Genomic DNA, 19,501 nt, shown 5'->3' on the forward strand with positions numbered 1-19,501 from the left:
ATGGCGCAGCCTGTCAATTTCAGCGGCGCGAACATGCTGTTGCGCGCGCCTGAGGGTTCCGAGAACGTCAGCGACCTTGCGACCTACACCAACGGGTTCTGCTCGGTCTCCTGTTGGGAGTTTGACGCCGACGAGCTGGCGGAGATCCTCCGCACCGGGCGCGTGTTCCTCTCTGTCTTCAGCGGCAAGACGCAGCCACCGGTCTTTGTCGGCAGCGAGGCGTCTATGCGTTCGGTCGTCGTCGACTATGGCGGCGTGTGGAAGCGGGAGGAACGTTCCGATGGCTGATCGTTCCTCGCTTCGAATCCTCGTCGCCTGTGAGTTCTCCGGCACGGTGCGCAACGCCTTCCTGGCCGAAGGTTACGACGCCTGGTCGTGCGACCTGTTGCCGGCCGAGGATGGCAGCAACCGGCATATCCGCGGCGATGCGCGTGACCTGCTCGACAATGGCTGGGATCTGCTGTTCGTCGCCCATCCGCCCTGCACGCGGTTGTGCAATTCCGGTGTGCGTTGGCTCGACGAGCCGCCGACGAACGCGCCGGAGGCTGCAACCGACGAGGAAAGGAGCGCCTGGCCGATGCTTGGTCGCGAGGCGCGCCTTGCCATCATGTGGCGGCTTCTCGACGAAGGCGCCGCGCTGTTCTCCGCCTTCTGGAACGCGCCGATCGAGCGCATCGCGATCGAAAACCCGGTTATGCACCGACATGCAAAGGGGCGGATCGTCGACTTCCGGCCGCCAGCGCAGACAGTGCAGCCGTGGTGGTTCGGTGAGCCGTTCTTCAAGGCGACCGGGCTATATCTGCGCAACCTGCCGCCGCTGATCGCGACGAACCGGCTGACGCCGCCGTCGCGTGGCACGGCCGAGCACAAGGCGTGGTCGCGTGTCCACCGCATGCCGCCGGGACCGAACCGGGCAAAGGAACGCTCGCGCTTCTTCGCCGGCATTGCTGAGGCAATGGCGGCGCAATGGGGCGGGCATGCGTTTTCCCAGATCAGGAGGGCAGCGTGAGCGACGCACGTTTCTCGATAATCCCTGGCTGGATCGTAACCGATCCGCGCCTGAAGGGGCGTGACCTGCAGGTGCTCTGCCTGCTCGGCCGCCACACCAGCCGCAAGCATGGCTGGTGCCGCCGCAGCCAGGTGAAGATGGCTGAGGAGCTTTCCTGCGCCCGCTCCACGGTGCAGGCATCCATCGACAGGCTCGTCGAGATCGGCGGCGTGGAGCGCCGGGAGGTCATCAGCGAAAACGGTCGCGACAGCGCACACTGGTATCGCGTTGTCTATGACATCGAGACACCGGAGGCCGTATTCGACGGTTGGGACCGTTCCGACGCAGAGGAATTCAATCCTATTTCGGCAGAAGGAGAGGGGGCCACCCCTGCCGGTATACCGGCACCCCCTGCCGATATATCGGCACCCCCTGCCGGCTCTGGGTCGGCACCCCCTGCCGACTCTGGACCGGCACCTATTAACGACTCCTGTTTAACTCCTGATGATCTTCCGAGAGAGAAAGCGCATGCGCGCGATGAAACTGATGAGGAAGAAAGTCCAAAAGCACTTGAACGTCGATTTCGGCAATGGTGGTCCAGATGGCCAACCTTTGAGGCTGACGACGAGACGCGTACCAGGAGCGCCTGGAACTCGCTATCGCCACAGCAAAGACGGGAATGCGAGGAAAAGACGCCAATTTGGCTGGAGCGCGTGCTTGGCAAGGGCGGCAAGGGCGGAATGGGCCGCACGATGGTGAAGAAGGCCTCGACGTACCTGACGCAGCGGATGTGGGAGCGTGTGCCTGATGCGGTTTTGCAAGCGGCTACCAACCCTCCGACGCTGCATAAGCCATTCTCCAAGGCATGGCAGGGGCGCGTCTATGCCGTTTTGCTCGGCCCGGAGCGCTCACCACCGCCTATGACGAGGACTCTTGAGGCGGTCGTGAGGGGCGGCGGGCCAATGGCAGACCTCGTCCGCAAGCAGCATCGGCAGCAGCACGCCTGGCCGGATGTCGCGCGGATGTATGGAGAACGTCAGGGGACTGCCATCCCTGCCGACATCGTCGCTATTTCGGAGGACTTTCGGAGCTATCACGTTGGCTCTCCGGAGGTGGCCGCGTGGCGCCGCTTGCATGATCGCATGGGCTGGGCATGGCCAGACATGGGCAAGGCTGAATGGATCTGTCTGCCACCGACCAGTGGCGGCGATGACGATGCGGCGCTCGCCGCGCTGGAACGATACCGAGACAAGCTGAGAGAGGTGCGAGGCGATGAACATGCAGCATAGGTTCCGTGGATCGAAGATCGGATATCGCCCGCTTATCGAAGCCGAGCTTTCGGCAGGAGAGCGCGACCGGGCCTATGCGCGCCAGCAGCGAGCGGAGCAACGGGCGCGGATGGTGGTGCGCGATCTGCGCGCCGCATCGCGCTCCGTGACCGAATCGGCAGTTGATTCGGGCCGCTGGCTCTGCCTCCATGTCGAGACGGGCCGAGAATTTGCAGTGGAAAACATCCTGTCGGATGCGGATGTCGAGGCGCTCGCGCCACGCGAAAAGGGGCAATTCGTGATGCGCAGGGGCGTCCGCATCCAAGCTCCGGATCGTGCCTTCATCCCAAGCTACGTGTTCGTTCGCTGCCGGTTTTCGGCGGAGGCGTTCTATGGTTTGCGGCGCGTCAAGCACGTCTTTGACATCGTCGGCGGGGCCAATGGGCCGCATGTGATTCACGATGAGGATATTTCTGTATTCAAGCGGATAGCCGCTGGCCTGGAGGCGCCGCGCGTGGCGACCGACAAGACGTTCAAGGATGGTGACAGGGCCGACATCGTGCTGGGGCCGTTCGCCGGGTTCACCTGCCTCGTCCTGTCGGTGAAATGGTCACGACATGCGCGGGCGCGTGTCCTGATCAACGTGGGTGGCCGTCCGTTCGAGATCGACTCCATGCCTCTTGCGTTTCTGAAGAAGCTATGAGACGAGTTCCATCAGCGGACGAGCTGGACGCGACGCCCCTCCGATCCCTCGATGACCAATCGAGGCAGAGCAGGTAAGGACCTGCAGGGACCCGTCCACCAGCCCCCGCCCTGACAGCCTCGATCGCGAGGCACCGATTCAGGGCCAGTGCGCAAGCTATGATCTCTTGACTGTTGGTGGTGATGCGAGGTGCTGTTCCGGGATAGCAGCCATCTGTACGAACCTTGCATCTTGCGCGGCCCGGCGGTCGCCACGGTGAGCAGCGAGGCGGCCGAGAGGCCGCCTTTGTTGTTTATAGGGTATGGGAGCCGAACTTCATTTCGACGCATCCGAACTCGAACTGCTCGGGCGGGCGATTGCCCGTTTGCCGGGCGAGGTCAAGGCCAAGGCGTTTGCCCGGGCCATGAGCCGGATGCGGACGATGGCGCGAACACGCGTCGTCAAGCGCTCCAGCGAGCGGACAAAAGTTCCGGTTCGCATGGTGCAGGCACTGACAAAGGCGCACCTCAATGCCGGTGGTAATACGATCGAGGTCGTCGAGAAGTCGGGTTGGATCGGCCTCTACAAGCTGGGCGCCCGGCAGACATCAACGGGGGTGACGGTCAAGTCTCGCGGCTCCTACAAGTCCGCGTTCATCGCCAAGATGGCAAGCGGTCACACCGCCGTCATGATGCGCGATGGGAAGAGCAGGCTGCCGATCCATGAACTGTTCGGCGCCAACCCGGCCCACGACGTGACGAACAACCCGGACGAGTTCCTCGAGGTGCTGGCGGAGCTGATCAAAGACCACCTTGCACCCCGCGTCCTTCACGAGATCGAGCGCCTCATCGCCCGGTGACCCCCGGAGGGGTCAATGGGTCCTTCCCGGGCACCTCCCCCAAACGGGCCGGGGCGACCCCGGGGTTTTGCTAGTAACCGGGTCCGAAAAGCTGACCTGACAACCCTGACAAGGCCCTTACAAACCTGACGAGACCTGACGAGCACGAACGATGGATACCAACAGCGGGCCTGACGGCGTCTGGATCAGCGTTGCACAGCTCGCGCAGCAGAAGGGTGTGTCGCGGCAGTCGCTCTCCGAGCGCATTGACAGGCTCGAGCGAGAAGGGCGGCTGATCACCCGACGCGACGGCCGCAAGCGGCTCGTTGAGCTTGCGACCTATGACCGGATCGTCGGTCAGATCGGCGACGGCGCGCGGGAGATTGGCGCGGAGACGAAGCGGCAGGGGGCGGCGCCGCAGTCCATCAACGGCACGCTCCGCGATGCCCAGGCCGATCGCGCCCATTACGAGGCGAAGTTGAAGGCGCTCGATTTCGCGGAGCGCACCGGGCAGCTGGTGCCGCTTCGCGGCGATCACGGCATCGAGACCGCACTGATGAAGGTCTCCGAGCTCGTCGTGCGCGACCTTGGCGCGCCGCTGAACTGGGTTTCGGAACTGCTTGAGGCAGCGCGGGAAGGGGAACCGGCGTTGCGCCGGCTCCTCCGGCGCAAGATCCGTGAACAGCGTGAGTTGATCGCCGGCAGGCTTGCTGCCCTGGCGGGGGAGGCCGAGCAGGCAGAGAAGACGGGGATCCAGATCGACATCGATTTCGAGGACGAGGCATGAAGCTTTCGCTTCGCAAGTCCGCCATTGCCGTCATTGCGGCCGGGCTGTCATCGACGATCATGCCGGCCGAGCAGGTGTCGGCGGTGGAGTTCGCCCGCAAAAATCTGGTGGTTCCGGACGGGCCGCGCGCCGGCGAGCTGTGGGACGACAGCCTGACGCCCTACATCGCAGAGCCGCTCATGCTCTCGATGACGGAAAGCGGCATCAACGAGATCGCCGTGCGCAAGTCGGCGCAGACCGGTTTCACGACGCTGCTCCTGGCATCGGTGTCGCACTTCATCGCGATCGATCCGTGTCGCATGATGATCGTGCAGCCGACGACTGGTGCGCTGGCCGAGTTCAACCGCGAGAAACTGTCGGTTGCCATCCAGCAGTCACCGACGCTGAAGCGGCTCGTCAAGGACCAGACGTCCCGTTCCGGCGAAGGCTCGACGGCGCAGGCGAAGCGGTTCCCGGGCGGATCGCTGAAGCTCGCGATTGCGAACTCCGCGGCGGATCTCCGCTCGTCGACCATCCGAAAAGCTTTTCTCGACGAGGTCGACGAGTACCCGGACGATCTCGACGGACAGGGCGACCCGATCGGGATGGTGGAGGCGCGTCAGGAAAGCTTCCTGATGTCCGGCGAATGGCTGCGGATGTACATCTCGACGCCGACCGTCAAGGGCTCGTCGAAGATCGAAAGCTACTTCGAGGGCGGCGACCAGCGTTACTGGAAGATGCCGTGTCCGGGTTGCGGCGAGCCGTTCAAGTTCGTCTTCGACCGGAAGTATTTCAAGTTTGCCGACGAGTTCCCGCACGATCCGTACTATGCGACACCGTGCTGCGGAACGGTCATCCTGCCGCATGAGAAAATCGGGCTGATGAAGAAGGGCCAATGGGTGCCCGAGGCCTCGCGGCCGGGCGCCTATCCGTCCTACCATTTCGACGCCCTGACCTCTCCCTTCGTGCCGTGGGAGAAGATTGCATCGCGGTTTGCCGAGTGCAACGGCGATCCGCTCAAGCTGAAGGTGTTCTACAACCTGACGCTCGGTATGGCGTTCGACATGAAGGGTGACGCGCCCGATCACGTCCGGCTGATGGAGCGCCGCGAGCCTGACCTGAAGCGCGGGCATATTCCGGCCCATGGTCTCGTCTTCGTCGGCACGGCGGACGTCCAGATGAACGGCATCTGGTATCTGTTCAAGGCGTTCAGCCCGGATCGGCAGAGTTGGCGGGTGGACGCCGGCTATATCGAGGGGGCGACGGACGATCCCCACGCGGGCGCCTTCCTGAAGCTCGAGGAGCTGCGGACGAAGCAATGGCCGGATGCGTTCGGTCAGCGCCGCACGGTGGACGCCTTCGGGATCGACTCCGGATACCGGAGCCATGTCGTCTACACCTGGTGTCGCGGCAAGGCCGGCGTTTTCGCACTCGATGGTCTGGACGGCTGGTCCAGGCCGCCAATCGGCCAGCCGAAGCCGGTCGATATCAACTACAACGGCCAGCGCATCCGAAACGGCGTCATGCTCTGGGGTGTCGGCACCTGGTCGCTGAAGGGGGCCTTCTACTCGAACCTTCGCAAGGAGGGTAGGGCCGCGGGACAGGATACCGATCCGCCGGGGTATTGCCACTTCGGCGGATGGATGGACGAGGTCTATTTTCGGCAGATTACCTCCGAGTATCTGGGAACGGAAAAGTTCAAGGGGCGCAGCCGCCAGAAGTGGATACCGCGGGTCGGCTACGAGAATCACCTGCTTGACTGCGAGGTCTATGGCGACGCGCTCGGCGAATACCTCGGGATCTCGCGAATGACGCCGCAGGAGTGGTCGCAGCTGGCATCGATCCGGGGTGTTCCCGCAGACGCGATCGATGCCGACTTGTTCGCGCCGGCCCCGATCATCGCAACTCATCAGGTCCGGGCGGCCGCGCCGAGCACCGAGGCTGCCGAGGTGCCTGCCACCGCCGAGCCGCAGGACGCGGGCCGTGATGAAGGCTGGTACTCGACTGACAATTCATTCTGGGATCGTTGAACATGGCTTGGACGCAGGCAGACCTCGACGCGATCAACACCGCGATCGCGACCGGAGCGAAGCGCGTCCGGTTCCAGACGCATGAGGTCGAATATCAGAGCGTGACCGATCTCTTGCGGGCCCGCGACATCATCAAGGGCGAACTCGAGGGCGGCGCCAATGGTGGCGGTGCGATCTTCTCCGAATACCACGGCGGTTACTGATGAACGTCCTCGACCGGTTCGTTTCCTTCTTCAACCCGCAGGCCGGCGTTCAGCGCGCCGCTGCACGCCAGGTGCTGAGCGCCTGGCATCGCGACTATGCGGCCGCCCAGCATGGTCGCCGCAACCGAAGCTGGCGGGCGCGCGGGACGTCGGCCAATGCGGAAGTGGCAACCGGGTTCGTCACGCTGCGCGACCGCGCCCGGGATTTCGTCCGCAACAGCTGGGCGGGGCAGCGTATCCTCGATGTCATGACCTCGCATGTGATCGGAACCGGCATCATGACGGTCCCGAACACCGGCTCGGATCGTGACGACAACCGCTACAAGCTGCTTCGCGAAGAGTGGGAAGCACAATCGGACGTCGAGGGCGTTCTCGATTACGGCGGGCAGCAAGCCTTGCTGCTGCGCTCGATGATCGAAGGCGGCGACAGCGTCCAGCGGATGATCCCCATCAGTCTTGCCGATGCCGGCAGGGGAGTGGCACTGCGGCTGCAATCACTCGAGGGCGATTCGATCGATACCAGTCGAGATGCCGTCCCGGATGGAACGGTGCGCCTTGGCGTCAAGCTGGGCGACTGGGGTGCGCGGCAGGGGCTTTACCTGCACCGCTCGCACCCGGGTGAGACCGGGCTGGCCAGCATCGAGCCGTCGCAGTTCGTCGAGTGGGAGGACCTTTGTCACCTTTATCGACCGCTTCGCATCGGCCAGGTCCGTGGTGTCACCTGGTTCGCGCCGATCCTTCTCCCGGCCAAGGAGATACAGGATCTCATGGAAGCGGCGATCGTCCAGCAGCGAACCCAGGCGAGCTTCGCCGGGTTCATCAAGCGGCAGCCGGGCGGGGTGAGCCCGTTCGCGGCAAAAGCCGATAGCAGCGAGCCCGGCAGCAAGGTGACGCGCATCGAGCCCGGCCAGATTCAGGACATCGGGGACGCCGAAATCGTCTTCGCCAATCCGTCCTCACAGTCGGTATTCGGTGATGCCTACAAGGCGGGCCTGATGGCGATCGCCGCCGGCGCCGGGTTGACCTATGACCAGCTCACCGGCGACCTGAGCCAGGCGAATTACTCGTCGTTGCGGGCCGGCAAGATCGAATTTCGACGCATCGTCGAGCAACTCCAGTGGGGCGTGTTCGTGCCGATGGTCTGCCGGAAGGTGGACCGCAGGTTCGAGGAGCTGGCCGTCATGGCCGGTAAACTCCGGCCGCGCAAGGATGGCTACAGGGTCGACCATGTCATGCCGGCAGTCGAGCCGATCGATCCGAAGAAGGATCTCGAAGCGGACATTCTCGCCGTCCGCTCCGGCCGCATGTCCCCTCAGGAGTTTATCTCCGCCTGGGGTCGGGACTGGCGCAAGGTCGTCACCGACTTCGACTCTTTCTTCAGTTTCGTCGACCAGAACAGCGTTCCGCTCGACATCGATCCGCGGCGCCCATGGAAGGGCGGCGGAAGTGCAACGCCGGCAGTTCCGGCTGGGGGTAATCAGGATGAGTGAGATCATCAGGCTTCCGCAGATGACGCGTGACGCCGAGGTCCGTGCGGCCTCTTTCAATGAGGCGGACAATACCGTCGAGGTCGTCTGGACCGCCGGTGCCACCGTTCGCCGCGTCACGTGGATGGACGGCGAGTTCGACGAGGAGCTGATCGTCGATGCAAACAGCGTTCGGCTCGATCGCCTCAACGCCGGCGCGCCGCTGCTCGACACCCATGGCCGCTGGAGCCTGTCCGATGTGATCGGGTCCGTCGTCAAGGGGAGCGCGCGCCTCGAGGGGGGGAAGGGGTATGCCAGGGTTCTACTGTCGTCGGCCCCCGATACCGTTGATCGCGTCGCGAAGATCAAGGAAGGAACGGTCAGCAACATTTCGGTCGGCTACCGGATCTATGCGGTCGAGAAGATGGAGCGCGAGGGCAAGATCCCGCTGCACCGGGTGATCGACTGGGAGCCCTTTGAGATTTCCGCCGTTCCGGTTCCTGCCGATCCGGGGGCACAGGTCCGATCGGGTGCGGGCGATGCCCTGTACAGCTGCCGCGTCATCCATCCCGCTTCGGAAGGCAATTCCATCTGCCGCATGCGCATGAACCTCATGCAGCGGCAAGCCGAATTGGCACGATAGCGTCCGAGCTATCACCATATCCGCCATGCAGGCGGCGCCCGTTCCTGCCTGTGGGCTAGGCTCTTTCCTTAGGAAAACACGATGAAAAAGATGAACGTACTGGCGATCGCCTGCACGCTGGCTGTCGCTGCCCTCGCATTCGTCGCCATGGCTCCCGCCGTTTATGCGGCGGTGCCTGCTTCGCACGCTCCCGGTTTCTCGCTGGGCGACCTCCTGAGCAACAATGCCAACTACTTCGCCAGTGCGCTCGTCGCGATGCGCGTTGATCTCGAAGGGCTCATCAAGCGGGCATCCGACAAGATTGCCGAACTGAAGGACGACACGCCAGCGGAAGCGGCACGTGCCATCGAGGAAGACCACAAGAAGATCCTCGCCGACATCGAGAAGCTCCGCGCCGACATCGCCGCGAAGGAAGCCGAGGAGGCTGCGGCCAACAATTCGCCAGCGCAGCGGTCTGCAGAAGCAGCGCGTGCGGCCGATATTCTCGACGTCGGCACCCGTGCCGGCATGGACACCGACGCCATCCAGACCGCCATTCGCAACGGTGACAGCCTCGACGCCTTCCGGGCCCGCGCCTTCGACTTCATGGCCGAACGCGCCAGCGGAACCCAGACGAGCCCCGGCCGCGTGATCCGCGACGAAGTCGAGACCCGTCGCTCGGGTATGCTGACGGCGATGACCTTCCGCATGGGCGGCGCCGAGCAGCCGACCGGCGACGCGCTCTCCATGGCACGCGGCTTCATGGACAATCAGGACCTGGTCGACTTTGCCGCGGCATCGATCGGCCATCGCGGTTCCGTCCGGTCCGTGCGCGAGCGTGAAGAAGTCCTCACCCGTGCCTTCCACAGCGGGAGCGATTTCCCGGCCATCTTCTCCAGCGCCATCAACACGGTGCTGGAGCGCCGCTACGCGCTGGCCGAGCCGACCTATCGCCGCATTGCCCGGCGTCGGGATTTCGTCGACTTCCGTCCCCACTATGCGGTCTCCGTCGGTGAATTCCCGATGCTGGAGAAGCTGACGGAATCCGGCGAGATCAAGTTCGGCACGTTCGGCGAAAGCAAGGAGCAGATTGCCGTCCTGCCGTATGCCAAGGGTATCCGGGTTAGCCGTCAGATGATGGTCAACGACCGCCTCGGTGCGATCGGCGAAGTGCTGGGCGGCTATGGCCGTACCGTCGCCCGCTTCGAGGAGATCACCTTCTACGCGATGAAGCTCTCCGCCAACACGAAGCTCTCCGACGGCAAGGTGGTGTTCCACGCCGACCATGGCAACCTGGCCGGAGCTGGTGCGGCGATCACCGTCGCCAGCATCGGCGCGGGCAAGGCTGCGATGCGCAAGCAGAAGGGCCTCGACGACGCGACGCTGAACATCCAGCCGTCGATCCTCCTCGTCTCGCCGGACAAGGAAACCGAGGCGCTGCAGTACCTGGCGCCGATCCTGGCCAACGACTCGGTCAAGGTCAATCCGCACGTCGGCACGCTTGAGCCCGTCGTCGCGGCCGAACTGACCGGCAATGCCTGGTATCTCTTTGCCAGCCCGGATGAGGCGCCGGTCTACCAGTGGGGCCTACTCGACGGCTACACCGCGCCGCGTATCCGCATCGAAGAGCCGTTCGGAACGCAGGGCGTTGGGATGACCGTCGAGCACGACATCGGTTTCGGCGCCGTAGACTTCCGCGGCGGCTACAAGAACCCCGGCGCATAAGCCGGGGCGACCCCTTTCCATCGCTGTCCGATGCGACGGCAATTCAGACATCAAGAGGATACGGACATGAAAAACTTCATTCAGCCCGGAAAGTCGATCGACATTTCGGCGCCCGCCGGTGGCGTGACTTCCGGTCTCATCGTCGTGATAGGCTCTCTCGTCGGCGTGACGGCTGCCGCGGCGCTCGAAGGCGAGGCGGTTTCCATATCGACTGAAGGCGTATTCGAGCTTCCGAAAGTTTCGGCGCTGGCAATCGCGGTCGGCGACAAGGTTTACTGGGACGCCGCAGCCAAGGTCGTCACCAAGACCACCACCGGCAACACGCTGGTCGGCATCGCCGTCGAGGCGGCAGCCAATCCGTCACCGACCGTCAAACTCAAACTCGGTGCGACGACGGTCTAACATGGACGGTGTGTTTCAGAGGCTGGCGCGGGCAAGCCGCGCCGTTGTTGAGAGCGTTCATGGCGATGCCGTGAAGGTGGTTCCGCTCGTACGTTTGGGCGGCGTCAACGCCAAGGCGGAGCCAGATCTCGCGTCAGCCTTTGAAACTGTCGCCTGCTTCTTCGAAAATACCCTTTCCGAAACGGACGCGACACTGCGGCCGCTGACAGGGCAGGGCAGGATGCTGCATGCATCACCTGCCATCACTGCGTCGATCCGCGAAGTGGAAGGGCGGGAGTTATCATCCGAGACCGTTCTCGTCCGTCTTCGTGACGGGCAAGCGTTTCAGATTTCCAGTTCCAGGCCCGATGGCGTCGGAACGATCCTTGCCACGCTCAATCGCGTGCAGCCTATTGCGGAATCAACCTGATGCTCGCAGCTGAAGCCGTTCGGCTCGCCGCTATTGAGGTGCTCTGCCCCACTGCTGCAATCAAAGGCGGCGCCGGCTACCCTACTTTGGCAGGTGGACGGGTTTACGACAGTCGTGCTGTCCCGCTGCAGGATCTCTTGCCGCGCGCGCCTTTCACGCCGGTGCTCGCACTCTACTCGGTCGAAAGCGGGTCGCGCTTGCGAAGCGCATTGTCGGACGCTGCTGATCGAGAAGTCGACGCGGTTATCGATATCGTCGCGGAGCTATCGGTCGGTATGAACGATGGCGGCGAGCAGTTCACAGATGCACTTGCTGAAGATGATCCCGATGCGCGCCTGGTGCTGGCCGCGCTGACGTCGCAGGTGCGTTACCTGCTCGAACATGCGCCGTCTGGATCGCTGTTTCGCCGGATCGTGAGGGCCGTGACCAATGTCGAGGTCAAGACCTTCGCCGCGCCAGAGCTTGGGCTGCGCTGGCAGCGGCAGACGATCCGGCTGCACTGCGACATCCGTGACGACGATTTCGACGTTCCGGACGGCGAGCTGCCGGAGCCGTGCCGGACGCTGCTCAAGCACCTGCCGGCGCAATCCTATGCGCGGGCCAAGCTGACGGCGCTGGCGGCGCATTTCGCGCAGCAGTCCGTCCCGTGGCTCGAAAATGCCGTGATCCAGACGTCGCCTGACGTGACGGGCGAAGCCTTTCCGCAACCCTGATCCATCCGGAGGTCCGCGATGTCCACTCTCTATCGCCCGGCGCCCGGCCGGCGCGTCGCCGTGCCTTTCAGTAACTCCGACTGGCCGGCCGACGGCCTGCCGGTCGATTTCTCCAACCCCTACCAGGCGCGGCTCGTCAAGGACGGCGACCTCGAGCTGGTGCCCGATGATACGGTCACCCCGGCGGACCCACCGGCCGGAAAGCCGAAGAAGTAAACCCGTCACCCTCAGGAGCTTACAGCCATGAATATTCCGGCCAACCTGACCGCGCCGATCCTCGCCTTCGACGTGACGAGCGGCGGGCAATTCGAGAATGAGAGCCGCGTCATCCTGCTCGGCCATGCCAATACCGCCGGTGCTGCGCTCGCAGCCGGGTCGATCGCGCCCTGCAACAGTGAACTTGATGCACGCCTTCTTTGCGGCGCAGGCTCAATGCTGGAGTCGATGTATCTTGCCGCGCGGCGCAATGCGCCGGCACAGGAGATCTGGATCGGTAACGTCGCGGCGTCGGGCACGCCGGAGGTCCGCACGATCACCATCGCCACCGTGCCGGCTTCCGGCGGCCAGGGTACGATCCTCATCGCCGGCCGGCCGATCACGGTCACCATCGCCGCGGGTGCCACAACGACGGTAGTCGCCGCGGCGCTCGCGGCGGCGATCAACGTTTATTACGACCGGCTGTCGAAGCGCTCGCTGCCGTTCACGGCGACCGCGGCTGCCGCTGTCGTTACACTGACGGCGCGCCATCCCGGTGCGTTTGCATCGGGGATCGATATCTTCGTGCCGGTGACCGACGGGGTGAACGCGTTCGCCGGTGCCAATGTCACGTTGGCGACGACGACGCCAGGGGCCGGGGTGCCCTCGATCGCCAACGTGCTGGCGTCGATGAGCGACAATCCGTTCGAGACAATCATTTCTGCCTTCGGCGACACGGCGAACCTGACGCTCGCCTCAAGCTTCCTCAACAACATCGCCGGCCGCTGGTCCTATGCCCAGCAGCTCTACGGGCACTTCTTCTATCCGAAGACGGGCACCAGCTCCGATATCACGACCGCCGGTCTCGCCAGGGACGACTGGCACCTGACGATGGTGCCGCGGTTTACAGCGGGCGGCCATGCCGAGCCGGATTATGAGTTCATCGCCGCCGTCGTCGGCCGCGTCGCTCCCTGGTTTGGCGGCGGCGCCAATGGCGACGTGTCGCGCAACCAGACCGGCCTTGTCGTCGACGGTGTCACAGCGCCGCGCGACCGGGCCTACTGGCCGGACTACGCCACCCGGGACGCCTTCCTCAAGAACGGCGTTTCCACCTGGAAGGTCGACCGCACCGGCAGTGTGATGATCGACAAGCTGATCACGCAGCAGCAGACGACCAACGGCGCGCCCGATACGACGTTTCGTGACATCCAACGGCCGTATCAGCTGATGTACGCGCTGAAGAAGTTCCGCGCGGACCTGGCGGCGGAGCACTCCAACAAGGGGCTGGCCGACGACAACCCGGATAATCTCGAAGCGATCACGACGCCAAAGGATATCAAGGCGACACTGATCCACTCCTACATCGAGATGAGCGGGGTGCTGGAGAATGTCGACGCTGCGACGCAGGCGCTGGTTGTCACGCGTGACAAAGACAATCCGAACCGCGTCAACATCCACCTTGAACTCGACTTCGTCAACGCGATGGACATCTTCGCGGGGCTCGCGGTCGCCAACAGCCAGCTTAGCGCCGTCTCTGCGGCCTGACGCCGAACCGAACGAAAGGACAGGCACACATGGGCAAGAAAGATTTCGGCGGGCTGATCCGCATGAAGCTCTCCAGCGGCGAGGTGATCTCGCTTCGCGGCACACTGAACATGAACACCTCCGGCGTCTCCAGTGAAGCCATCGCGAACCAGGACGGTTCGGTTGACCGGACGATGACGCCGCAGCCCCGCCGGGCCGAATTCACCTTCGCCGACCGCGGACTCAACCACGACAAGCTGATGAAGTCGGATCGCTTCAACGTGACCTTCATCGAGGACACGACCGGGGTGACGCACTTCTTCACCAAGGCATTTCTGGTCGGAGATCCGCAGAAGAACCGCATCAACGGCGAGGTCACCGGCCTGTCGATCGCGGCCGAAGGTTATCGAAAGACCGAGGAGTAGACCGTGGCGAACGTCACCGTGAAACTGTCGCGCAGCTATCAGGCGCACGAAGGCGCCTTCGACAGCGTCACGCTGCGCGAGCCGACCTACAAGGACATCTTCATGGATGGCCTCGGCGAGCCGCAGCAGTGGCAGCCAGGACCGCACGGATCGGCGGTGCTGATCACACTGCCGGATGTCGTCGACGGTTACGTGCAGAAGCTCGCCGTCAAGCCGACGGCGGAGGAGTTGACGGGGCTAGGCGCGCGCGATGCGGTGGCCCTGCAAAAGGCGGTGCTCGATTTTTTTCGGGAGCCGCCGGAGCCCGCGAAAACGCCGACTGGCTCGTCTTCCGATTCGGCTGGGACGCAAGCCGGGTCGAGCAGATGACCGTGCGGCAGATCCTCTACTGGTCGAGCCGATTTCTTGAGTTTCGCGAAAGGGTGAGCTGATGCGCGAAGTCGAAGCCAGGCTGAAAATTTCGGCGGTCGACAGGACCGGCAAGGTGTTCCAGTCGCTGGCAGGGCGTCTGCAGCAGGTCAATCGCCAAGCGGCGTCTCTCAACCGCCAGCAGTCGATGGTCGGGCGCGGCGCGGCCTCGATGGCGGCAGCAATCGGGCGCTACGCCGCGCCGGCTGTGCTCGCCTACGGCGCCAAGCAGGCAATCACCGACTTTGCCTCGGTCGAGCGGCAGATGACGCGCATCGGGATTACGGCGGACGCGAGTGCGGATGAGACCGAAGCGGCCTTCACCCGGATGCAGGACGTCTCCAAGGACCTGGCGTTGCCCGTCCAAAGTGCGATCGACGCTGTTGACACTCTGGTTTCGTCCGGGCTGTCTTTGCGCGAGGCGATGGATTTTCTGCCGTCCGTTCTGGCGACTGCCCAGGCGTCTGGATCGGCAACGCAGGATATTGCCAACACCGCGATCAAGGCCGCGTCTGCGCTGAAGATCGAGACTTCGCAAATGCAGCAGGCCTTCGACGTCATGGTGACCGGCGGCAAGGCCGGCCAGTTCGAGCTGAAGGACATGGCGACCTATATCCCTGAGCTTGCGAACTCGTTCGCATCACTCGGCTATGAGGGCGAGGACGGCCTCAAGAAGCTGATTGCAATCCTGCAGACCTTGCGTGAAGACACCGGCAGTGCAAGTGGCGCGGCGACGCAGGCTCAGAACGTCTTCGACAAAATGTTCACCGCCGACACATCCAAGAAGTTCGCGGAATTCGGGATCAATCTCCGCAGGGAGATGGAGGCGGCGCGGAAGAATGGCGAGGACGCCGTTGCGGCATTTGTCCGGCTGTCGAAAGAGGCGATCAAGGGTGATCTGTCCAAGCTGCCGCTGCTGTTCACCGACCAGGAGTTCCGTCTCGGCATGCAGTCCCTGATGACGAGCGCCGACAGCTACAAGCGGTTCATCGATGCCGTCAACTCGTCTGAAGTCGAAGGAACTGTGCTGCGCGATCTCCAGAGGGTGACCGGCGACACGCAGGCCAGCATCGATCGCCTCGGCAACAGCTGGGACAAGCTGAAAAACAGCATCGGCCGTGGCGTCGCTGGCATGGGCGGCGTTACGGCCATGGATGCGGTCTCGAACACCGTCGACTATCATACCGCCGTAAACGTTGGGCTGGAAAAGCGCGGCCTGAAAGGTTGGTGGGAACGGACTGCGTGGGGCGTGACGAGTTCGCAGGCCGACAAGGACCAGGCCGCGATCGAGGGCGGATATAGCGACCCTGAATTCGTCCGGCGCCATCGCGCGCAACAGTATATCGATGGCAAGAACAAGACTTCCACCGGGCGGCAAGGGAGCCGGGTTGTCATTCCGGAGTTCCCGGGCAGCAGCGGGATGGGAACACCGGTTCCATTCTCGCGCCCGAACGACGACTTCCCGTCGATGCCGCAGCGCCTGGACGGCTTGCCTGTTGGCTTAAGGCCAGCACCGGCCGTCGCTTCCATGGGGCAGGTGACCGGGGATCTTTTCCGCACGCCGTCGAAAGCGGAATGGCAGGAGGCCCTCAAGATCGACGCCACCGGCCTGAAACAGTCTGGCGCCGAGGCAGCGCAGAAGGTCGCCGAGAGCGGTCGGGAGGCAGGACAGGCGATCGAGGACAGCGCCGCCTTCTTCAAGGTTGCTGGGGTCGACGTCGGCGCTGCGATCATGGCGGCTGCCGAGAAGCTGCACCAGGCGGCCAATAGGTTCAACAACGCGCAGATCACGGTTGCGAACGCGGCGGTGACTGGCAAGCCCAAGGTCAACGCGGATACCGGTCGCAGCATGCCTGAGGTCTCGGGTGCGACCGGCGGTGGTGGAGGCTACTGATGCGCGACTGGACGAAAACGCTCCTGCCGGCGTCGTTTCGCGGCATCAGATTTTTTGTCGAGCGCGAGGATCTCGCCGGCGGTCGGCGGGCGGCGGTGCACGAGTTTGCCGGCGGCGAGACCTCGGTGATCGAAGACCAGGGCCGGCGTACGCGGATCTTCGACGTCACCGCCTATGTGACGAGCGATCTCGTCGACGTGCGGGCGCATGCCCTGGCGAATGCGCTCGACGCGCCGGGGCCCGGAATGCTCGTGCTGCCGATCGATGGCGGCCAGATGGTACACGTGCTCGAATGGCGACGCATGCGCGAGCGCGATCGCAACGGCTTCATCGCCATCGACTTTCGTGCGGTCGTGCCCCGCCCGGGAACAGCGGCAGGGCTGACGATCGGCGACGTGGGGGCTGCGTTTTCGAACGGGCTTTCGCTTGTCAAATCCGTCTTCGGGGGACTGTTCTGATGGCCGCCGACCGGACTGCAATCCTGGCCTGGATTTCGGCGGCGGCCGCCGAGATCGTCACCGACGCGGATGATGCCGCCGATATTGCCGTTCGCATCGACGCCGCCGACACGCTGGGCGTCGCCGCTTTCGCGGCGGAAACCATCGACCTCGTCAGGATCATCGGAGAAAGCGTGCGCGACGGGCGCGGCTTCGCCGCCCTTGCCCTGCCGGAGACCGCCGGCGAGACGCGCGACGCGCTGGCCCTGCTTTCGGCCATCGGGCAGGCTCTGGCGATCGGTCGGGTCGCCTGGCCGTCGCGTCCGGCGGCGCGCGCGGCGCGAACACGGCTCGGCAACGCCGCCGAGCTAGCCTATGCGATTGCGGCGCGACTGGATGCCGGCCTTTACGCCTGGCTGCGGGCCCTGATGCAGGTCGCCATCCGGCTTGTGTCCGAAATCGCCGCCAACTCGACGCCGATGGCGCGGGTGACGACCAACACGTCATTGCCGTCGACGGCGTTGGCCTACCAGCTCTATGGCGACGCGACGCGGGCGGGGCAGCTCATCGACACGGCGGGATCGGCAACGCCGATGCTGATGCCGGGCAGCTTCGACGCGCTCGCCGGCTGACGAGTTTTAGGGAAAGGCAAGATGCTTGAAACTGTGACAGTCGCCGGACTGCCGCCGATCCTGACGGTGTCCGTTTCGATGTCGGTCGAAGAGGCGGTGCGGACGGCAACACTCAATGTCGTGCCGGCCGGTCTCGGCGTGCCGGTCTCGGTCGGCCAGCCTGTGGTCTTGCTGGCAGGCAGCACGACGGTTTTGACCGGCTATGTGCGGGATGTGAACCCGTCGCACGATGCGGAGACACGCGCATTGTCGGTGGCGCTCGTTTCGCGCACGGTGGACGCGACCGAATGCTCCGTGCTCCATCCGACCGGCGAAGTGCGCGACAAGTCGATCGCCGATATCGCCCGCGAATTCGATGGGCTTGGCATCGGTGTCGAGGATGACGGCGGGTTGCCAACCGAACCGGTGCACCGACTGCGCGTCGGCGAAAGCCAGTTTCATACGATCGAGCGGCGGGCGCGGGGGCGAGGCATCCTGATCCACGACACGGCCGAGGGCAAGCTGAAGCTGGCGACGCGGCCGGCGGGCACGCATGCCGGGGGGCTGGTGCGCGGCAGGAACATCAAGCGGGCGGCGGCAACCTTCAGCGAGCGCGGTCGCCACTCCAAGGTGCATGTGCGCGGGCAGGCGTCCGAGGGTGTCGACGCGCAGCAGATGCGCGGCCAGGCGGTGGCCACCGATCGTGGCGTATCGCGCGAGCGGCCCTTGGTGCTGCAGCACGAGGGGGAAGCCACGACCGAGCGAATGAAGGGGCGGGCGGAGTGGCGAGCGAAACGCGCCGCTGGCAATGCGGCCACGGCGGAAGTCACCGTCATGGGATGGCGGGATGATGGCGGCATCATCTGGACGCCGAACTATCTCGTCCATGTCCAGGACGACTGGGTCGGCATCAACGGCATGATGCTGATCAAGTCCGTGACCCTCGAGCAGGAAGGCAATGACGGAGACGGCACGACGGCGACACTGTCACTGGCCGATCCGCGCGGCTATGGCGGCGAGAACCCGCGCGGCCATTCCGCCGACGCCTACACGGCGCCGGGCAACATCAAGGCGACATGGGAACAGGAATAGACGCGGATATGAACGGTGCGCGCTTTGAGTTCGACGGCAAGATCGAGGAGAAGAACGGTCAGCAGTTCGTCGACGGTCGCGGCCGCTACGGCCAGGGCTTTACGCGGCTGCACCGTCCGGAGCCGCACGGCTTTGCCTCGCAGCCGATCAAGGGCGCCAAAGGATTGCTGGTTTTCCCGAATGCGGAGAGCGACGAGGGTTATGTTCTCGGCGGCGAGCATCCGGAAAAGCGGCCGGCCGGCCTGCCGGATGGTGCGACGGCGATCTACGACGCGAACGGAAACATCATCAAGCTGCTGATGTCGGAGGTGATCATGGACTTCGCGAGCCGGACCATCACCATGATCGGCGGCGAGTGGAAGATCTCCGGCAACGTGACGATTTCCGGCAATCTCGAAGTCGACGGCAATATCCACGCCACCGGGTCGATCATCGACGACGGCGGCAACACCAACCATCACAGCCATTGAGGCGCCTTCGGCGCTCAATCATGCCGGAGTACCGGCTCACCTCCAGCATGGTCCTTCGCAGCCGCTCAACAAGGAGAAGACACATGAGTGCACCCGTCGTAAGAGCAAAGTTCCAGTGCCTGTCGATCACCAATCACCATCAGCATGATCCGTCCGCAGTCCAGGCTGAGGTCCGGCTCATTCCGGTTTATGGCAACGGAGAGGCCAATAAACAGTGGTCGAAGTGGACACCCTCCGGTGAGCTGAAAATGCTCATCACCAACCCGTCGGCCGTCGACCAGTTCGAACTCGGCAAGGAATACTTTGTCGACTTCACGCCAGCTTTCTGAGCGT

24 protein-coding genes are annotated in these 19,501 nt (G+C 64.1%); all 24 read left to right on the forward strand.

Annotated features, from left to right (window positions below):
* The 24 genes from JNC62_RS10385 (at position 1) to JNC62_RS10500 (ending at position 19,497) form a co-directional block, all read left to right on the forward strand.
* The gene (locus JNC62_RS10385; RefSeq protein ID WP_374838452.1) at positions 1-288 is read left to right on the forward strand and encodes a hypothetical protein; all 288 of its coding nucleotides are present in this window, start codon (positions 1-3) and stop codon (positions 286-288) included.
* The gene (locus JNC62_RS10390; RefSeq protein ID WP_374838454.1) at positions 281-1,009 is read left to right on the forward strand and encodes a hypothetical protein; all 729 of its coding nucleotides are present in this window, start codon (positions 281-283) and stop codon (positions 1,007-1,009) included. Before JNC62_RS10385 ends, JNC62_RS10390 begins: the two co-directional genes overlap by 8 nt.
* The gene (locus JNC62_RS10395; protein ID WP_374838455.1) at positions 1,006-2,277 is read left to right on the forward strand and encodes an LvrA C-terminal domain-related protein; all 1,272 of its coding nucleotides are present in this window, start codon (positions 1,006-1,008) and stop codon (positions 2,275-2,277) included. Before JNC62_RS10390 ends, JNC62_RS10395 begins: the two co-directional genes overlap by 4 nt.
* Before the next feature lie 109 nt (positions 2,278-2,386).
* Positions 2,387-2,959 (forward strand): transcription termination/antitermination protein NusG, encoded by a 573-nt coding sequence (nusG, locus tag JNC62_RS10400; protein ID WP_374838457.1) that lies wholly within the window; start codon positions 2,387-2,389, stop codon positions 2,957-2,959.
* A 301-nt stretch (positions 2,960-3,260) separates the two neighbouring features.
* A complete protein-coding gene (locus JNC62_RS10405; RefSeq protein WP_374838459.1) occupies positions 3,261-3,797 on the forward strand; it encodes a hypothetical protein in 537 nt (178 codons plus the stop codon).
* A gap of 151 nt (positions 3,798-3,948) precedes the next feature.
* Positions 3,949-4,563, forward strand: coding sequence for a winged helix-turn-helix domain-containing protein (locus JNC62_RS10410; RefSeq protein WP_374838460.1), 615 nt, complete (start codon positions 3,949-3,951; stop codon positions 4,561-4,563).
* Positions 4,560-6,572, forward strand: coding sequence for a phage terminase large subunit family protein (locus JNC62_RS10415; protein WP_374838462.1), 2,013 nt, complete (start codon positions 4,560-4,562; stop codon positions 6,570-6,572). The genes JNC62_RS10410 and JNC62_RS10415 overlap by 4 nt, the downstream gene beginning before the upstream one ends.
* Positions 6,573-6,574: 2 nt before the next feature.
* Complete coding sequence (locus JNC62_RS10420; protein WP_374838464.1) at positions 6,575-6,775, forward strand: phage head-tail joining protein; 201 nt, start codon at positions 6,575-6,577, stop codon at positions 6,773-6,775.
* A complete protein-coding gene (locus JNC62_RS10425; RefSeq protein WP_374838466.1) occupies positions 6,775-8,265 on the forward strand; it encodes a phage portal protein in 1,491 nt (496 codons plus the stop codon). The genes JNC62_RS10420 and JNC62_RS10425 overlap by 1 nt, the downstream gene beginning before the upstream one ends.
* Positions 8,258-8,884 carry an HK97 family phage prohead protease gene (locus tag JNC62_RS10430; RefSeq protein WP_374838468.1) on the forward strand — a complete coding sequence of 209 codons (627 nt, stop codon included), beginning with the start codon at positions 8,258-8,260 and terminating at the stop codon, positions 8,882-8,884. Before JNC62_RS10425 ends, JNC62_RS10430 begins: the two co-directional genes overlap by 8 nt.
* Positions 8,885-8,965: 81 nt before the next feature.
* Entirely contained in the window at positions 8,966-10,588 is a 1,623-nt protein-coding gene (locus JNC62_RS10435; RefSeq protein ID WP_374838469.1) for a phage major capsid protein, read from the forward strand.
* A gap of 66 nt (positions 10,589-10,654) precedes the next feature.
* On the forward strand, positions 10,655-10,990 hold the full coding sequence (locus tag JNC62_RS10440; protein ID WP_374838471.1) for a DUF2190 family protein: 336 nt from the start codon (positions 10,655-10,657) through the stop codon (positions 10,988-10,990).
* Position 10,991: 1 nt separating this feature from the next.
* Positions 10,992-11,399 carry a hypothetical protein gene (locus JNC62_RS10445; RefSeq protein WP_374838473.1) on the forward strand — a complete coding sequence of 136 codons (408 nt, stop codon included), beginning with the start codon at positions 10,992-10,994 and terminating at the stop codon, positions 11,397-11,399.
* Positions 11,399-12,112: a hypothetical protein gene (locus tag JNC62_RS10450; RefSeq protein WP_374838475.1), complete on the forward strand. Its 714-nt coding sequence runs from the start codon at positions 11,399-11,401 to the stop codon at positions 12,110-12,112. Before JNC62_RS10445 ends, JNC62_RS10450 begins: the two co-directional genes overlap by 1 nt.
* Positions 12,113-12,130: 18 nt before the next feature.
* A complete protein-coding gene (locus tag JNC62_RS10455) occupies positions 12,131-12,328 on the forward strand; it encodes a hypothetical protein (protein WP_374838477.1) in 198 nt (65 codons plus the stop codon).
* 27 nt (positions 12,329-12,355) lie between these two features.
* Positions 12,356-13,852: a phage tail sheath subtilisin-like domain-containing protein gene (locus JNC62_RS10460; RefSeq protein WP_374838479.1), complete on the forward strand. Its 1,497-nt coding sequence runs from the start codon at positions 12,356-12,358 to the stop codon at positions 13,850-13,852.
* Positions 13,853-13,881: 29 nt separating this feature from the next.
* A complete protein-coding gene (locus JNC62_RS10465) occupies positions 13,882-14,256 on the forward strand; it encodes a phage tail tube protein (RefSeq protein ID WP_374838481.1) in 375 nt (124 codons plus the stop codon).
* Positions 14,257-14,259: 3 nt separating this feature from the next.
* Positions 14,260-14,625, forward strand: a complete 366-nt coding sequence (locus JNC62_RS10470) for a hypothetical protein (protein ID WP_374838483.1) — start codon at positions 14,260-14,262, stop codon at positions 14,623-14,625.
* 61 nt (positions 14,626-14,686) lie between these two features.
* Complete coding sequence (locus tag JNC62_RS10475; RefSeq protein WP_374838485.1) at positions 14,687-16,558, forward strand: phage tail tape measure protein; 1,872 nt, start codon at positions 14,687-14,689, stop codon at positions 16,556-16,558.
* Entirely contained in the window at positions 16,558-17,016 is a 459-nt protein-coding gene (locus JNC62_RS10480) for a DNA circularization N-terminal domain-containing protein (RefSeq protein WP_374838487.1), read from the forward strand. The genes JNC62_RS10475 and JNC62_RS10480 overlap by 1 nt, the downstream gene beginning before the upstream one ends.
* Positions 17,016-17,627, forward strand: a complete 612-nt coding sequence (locus tag JNC62_RS10485) for a hypothetical protein (RefSeq protein WP_374838489.1) — start codon at positions 17,016-17,018, stop codon at positions 17,625-17,627. The genes JNC62_RS10480 and JNC62_RS10485 overlap by 1 nt, the downstream gene beginning before the upstream one ends.
* A gap of 21 nt (positions 17,628-17,648) precedes the next feature.
* Positions 17,649-18,698, forward strand: coding sequence for a phage baseplate assembly protein (locus JNC62_RS10490; protein WP_374838491.1), 1,050 nt, complete (start codon positions 17,649-17,651; stop codon positions 18,696-18,698).
* An 8-nt stretch (positions 18,699-18,706) separates the two neighbouring features.
* On the forward strand, positions 18,707-19,168 hold the full coding sequence (locus JNC62_RS10495) for a phage baseplate assembly protein domain-containing protein (RefSeq protein WP_374838492.1): 462 nt from the start codon (positions 18,707-18,709) through the stop codon (positions 19,166-19,168).
* Positions 19,169-19,251: 83 nt separating this feature from the next.
* A complete protein-coding gene (locus tag JNC62_RS10500) occupies positions 19,252-19,497 on the forward strand; it encodes a hypothetical protein (protein WP_374838494.1) in 246 nt (81 codons plus the stop codon).
* Positions 19,498-19,501 lie beyond the last annotated feature (4 nt).

This window comes from Mycoplana ramosa (genome assembly GCF_041930185.1).
Lineage (GTDB): Bacteria > Pseudomonadota > Alphaproteobacteria > Rhizobiales > Rhizobiaceae > Mycoplana > Mycoplana ramosa.

What these genes read in the sequence shown, in the direction of transcription:
- JNC62_RS10485 (WP_374838489.1), top strand. Translation starts at nt 17,016, where the DNA reads ATGGCCGCCGACCGGACTGCAATCCTGGCCTGGATTTCGGCGGCGGCC.
- JNC62_RS10480 (WP_374838487.1), top strand. Translation starts at nt 16,558, where the DNA reads ATGCGCGACTGGACGAAAACGCTCCTGCCGGCGTCGTTTCGCGGCATC.
- JNC62_RS10435 (WP_374838469.1), top strand. Translation starts at nt 8,966, where the DNA reads ATGAAAAAGATGAACGTACTGGCGATCGCCTGCACGCTGGCTGTCGCT.
- JNC62_RS10415 (WP_374838462.1), top strand. Translation starts at nt 4,560, where the DNA reads ATGAAGCTTTCGCTTCGCAAGTCCGCCATTGCCGTCATTGCGGCCGGG.
- nusG (WP_374838457.1), top strand. Translation starts at nt 2,387, where the DNA reads ATGGTGGTGCGCGATCTGCGCGCCGCATCGCGCTCCGTGACCGAATCG.
- JNC62_RS10420 (WP_374838464.1), top strand. Translation starts at nt 6,575, where the DNA reads ATGGCTTGGACGCAGGCAGACCTCGACGCGATCAACACCGCGATCGCG.
- JNC62_RS10450 (WP_374838475.1), top strand. Translation starts at nt 11,399, where the DNA reads ATGCTCGCAGCTGAAGCCGTTCGGCTCGCCGCTATTGAGGTGCTCTGC.
- JNC62_RS10455 (WP_374838477.1), top strand. Translation starts at nt 12,131, where the DNA reads ATGTCCACTCTCTATCGCCCGGCGCCCGGCCGGCGCGTCGCCGTGCCT.
- JNC62_RS10440 (WP_374838471.1), top strand. Translation starts at nt 10,655, where the DNA reads ATGAAAAACTTCATTCAGCCCGGAAAGTCGATCGACATTTCGGCGCCC.
- JNC62_RS10425 (WP_374838466.1), top strand. Translation starts at nt 6,775, where the DNA reads ATGAACGTCCTCGACCGGTTCGTTTCCTTCTTCAACCCGCAGGCCGGC.
- JNC62_RS10490 (WP_374838491.1), top strand. Translation starts at nt 17,649, where the DNA reads ATGCTTGAAACTGTGACAGTCGCCGGACTGCCGCCGATCCTGACGGTG.
- JNC62_RS10495 (WP_374838492.1), top strand. Translation starts at nt 18,707, where the DNA reads ATGAACGGTGCGCGCTTTGAGTTCGACGGCAAGATCGAGGAGAAGAAC.
- JNC62_RS10405 (WP_374838459.1), top strand. Translation starts at nt 3,261, where the DNA reads ATGGGAGCCGAACTTCATTTCGACGCATCCGAACTCGAACTGCTCGGG.
- JNC62_RS10475 (WP_374838485.1), top strand. Translation starts at nt 14,687, where the DNA reads ATGCGCGAAGTCGAAGCCAGGCTGAAAATTTCGGCGGTCGACAGGACC.
- JNC62_RS10385 (WP_374838452.1), top strand. Translation starts at nt 1, where the DNA reads ATGGCGCAGCCTGTCAATTTCAGCGGCGCGAACATGCTGTTGCGCGCG.
- JNC62_RS10460 (WP_374838479.1), top strand. Translation starts at nt 12,356, where the DNA reads ATGAATATTCCGGCCAACCTGACCGCGCCGATCCTCGCCTTCGACGTG.
- JNC62_RS10445 (WP_374838473.1), top strand. Translation starts at nt 10,992, where the DNA reads ATGGACGGTGTGTTTCAGAGGCTGGCGCGGGCAAGCCGCGCCGTTGTT.
- JNC62_RS10430 (WP_374838468.1), top strand. Translation starts at nt 8,258, where the DNA reads ATGAGTGAGATCATCAGGCTTCCGCAGATGACGCGTGACGCCGAGGTC.
- JNC62_RS10390 (WP_374838454.1), top strand. Translation starts at nt 281, where the DNA reads ATGGCTGATCGTTCCTCGCTTCGAATCCTCGTCGCCTGTGAGTTCTCC.
- JNC62_RS10500 (WP_374838494.1), top strand. Translation starts at nt 19,252, where the DNA reads ATGAGTGCACCCGTCGTAAGAGCAAAGTTCCAGTGCCTGTCGATCACC.
- JNC62_RS10410 (WP_374838460.1), top strand. Translation starts at nt 3,949, where the DNA reads ATGGATACCAACAGCGGGCCTGACGGCGTCTGGATCAGCGTTGCACAG.
- JNC62_RS10465 (WP_374838481.1), top strand. Translation starts at nt 13,882, where the DNA reads ATGGGCAAGAAAGATTTCGGCGGGCTGATCCGCATGAAGCTCTCCAGC.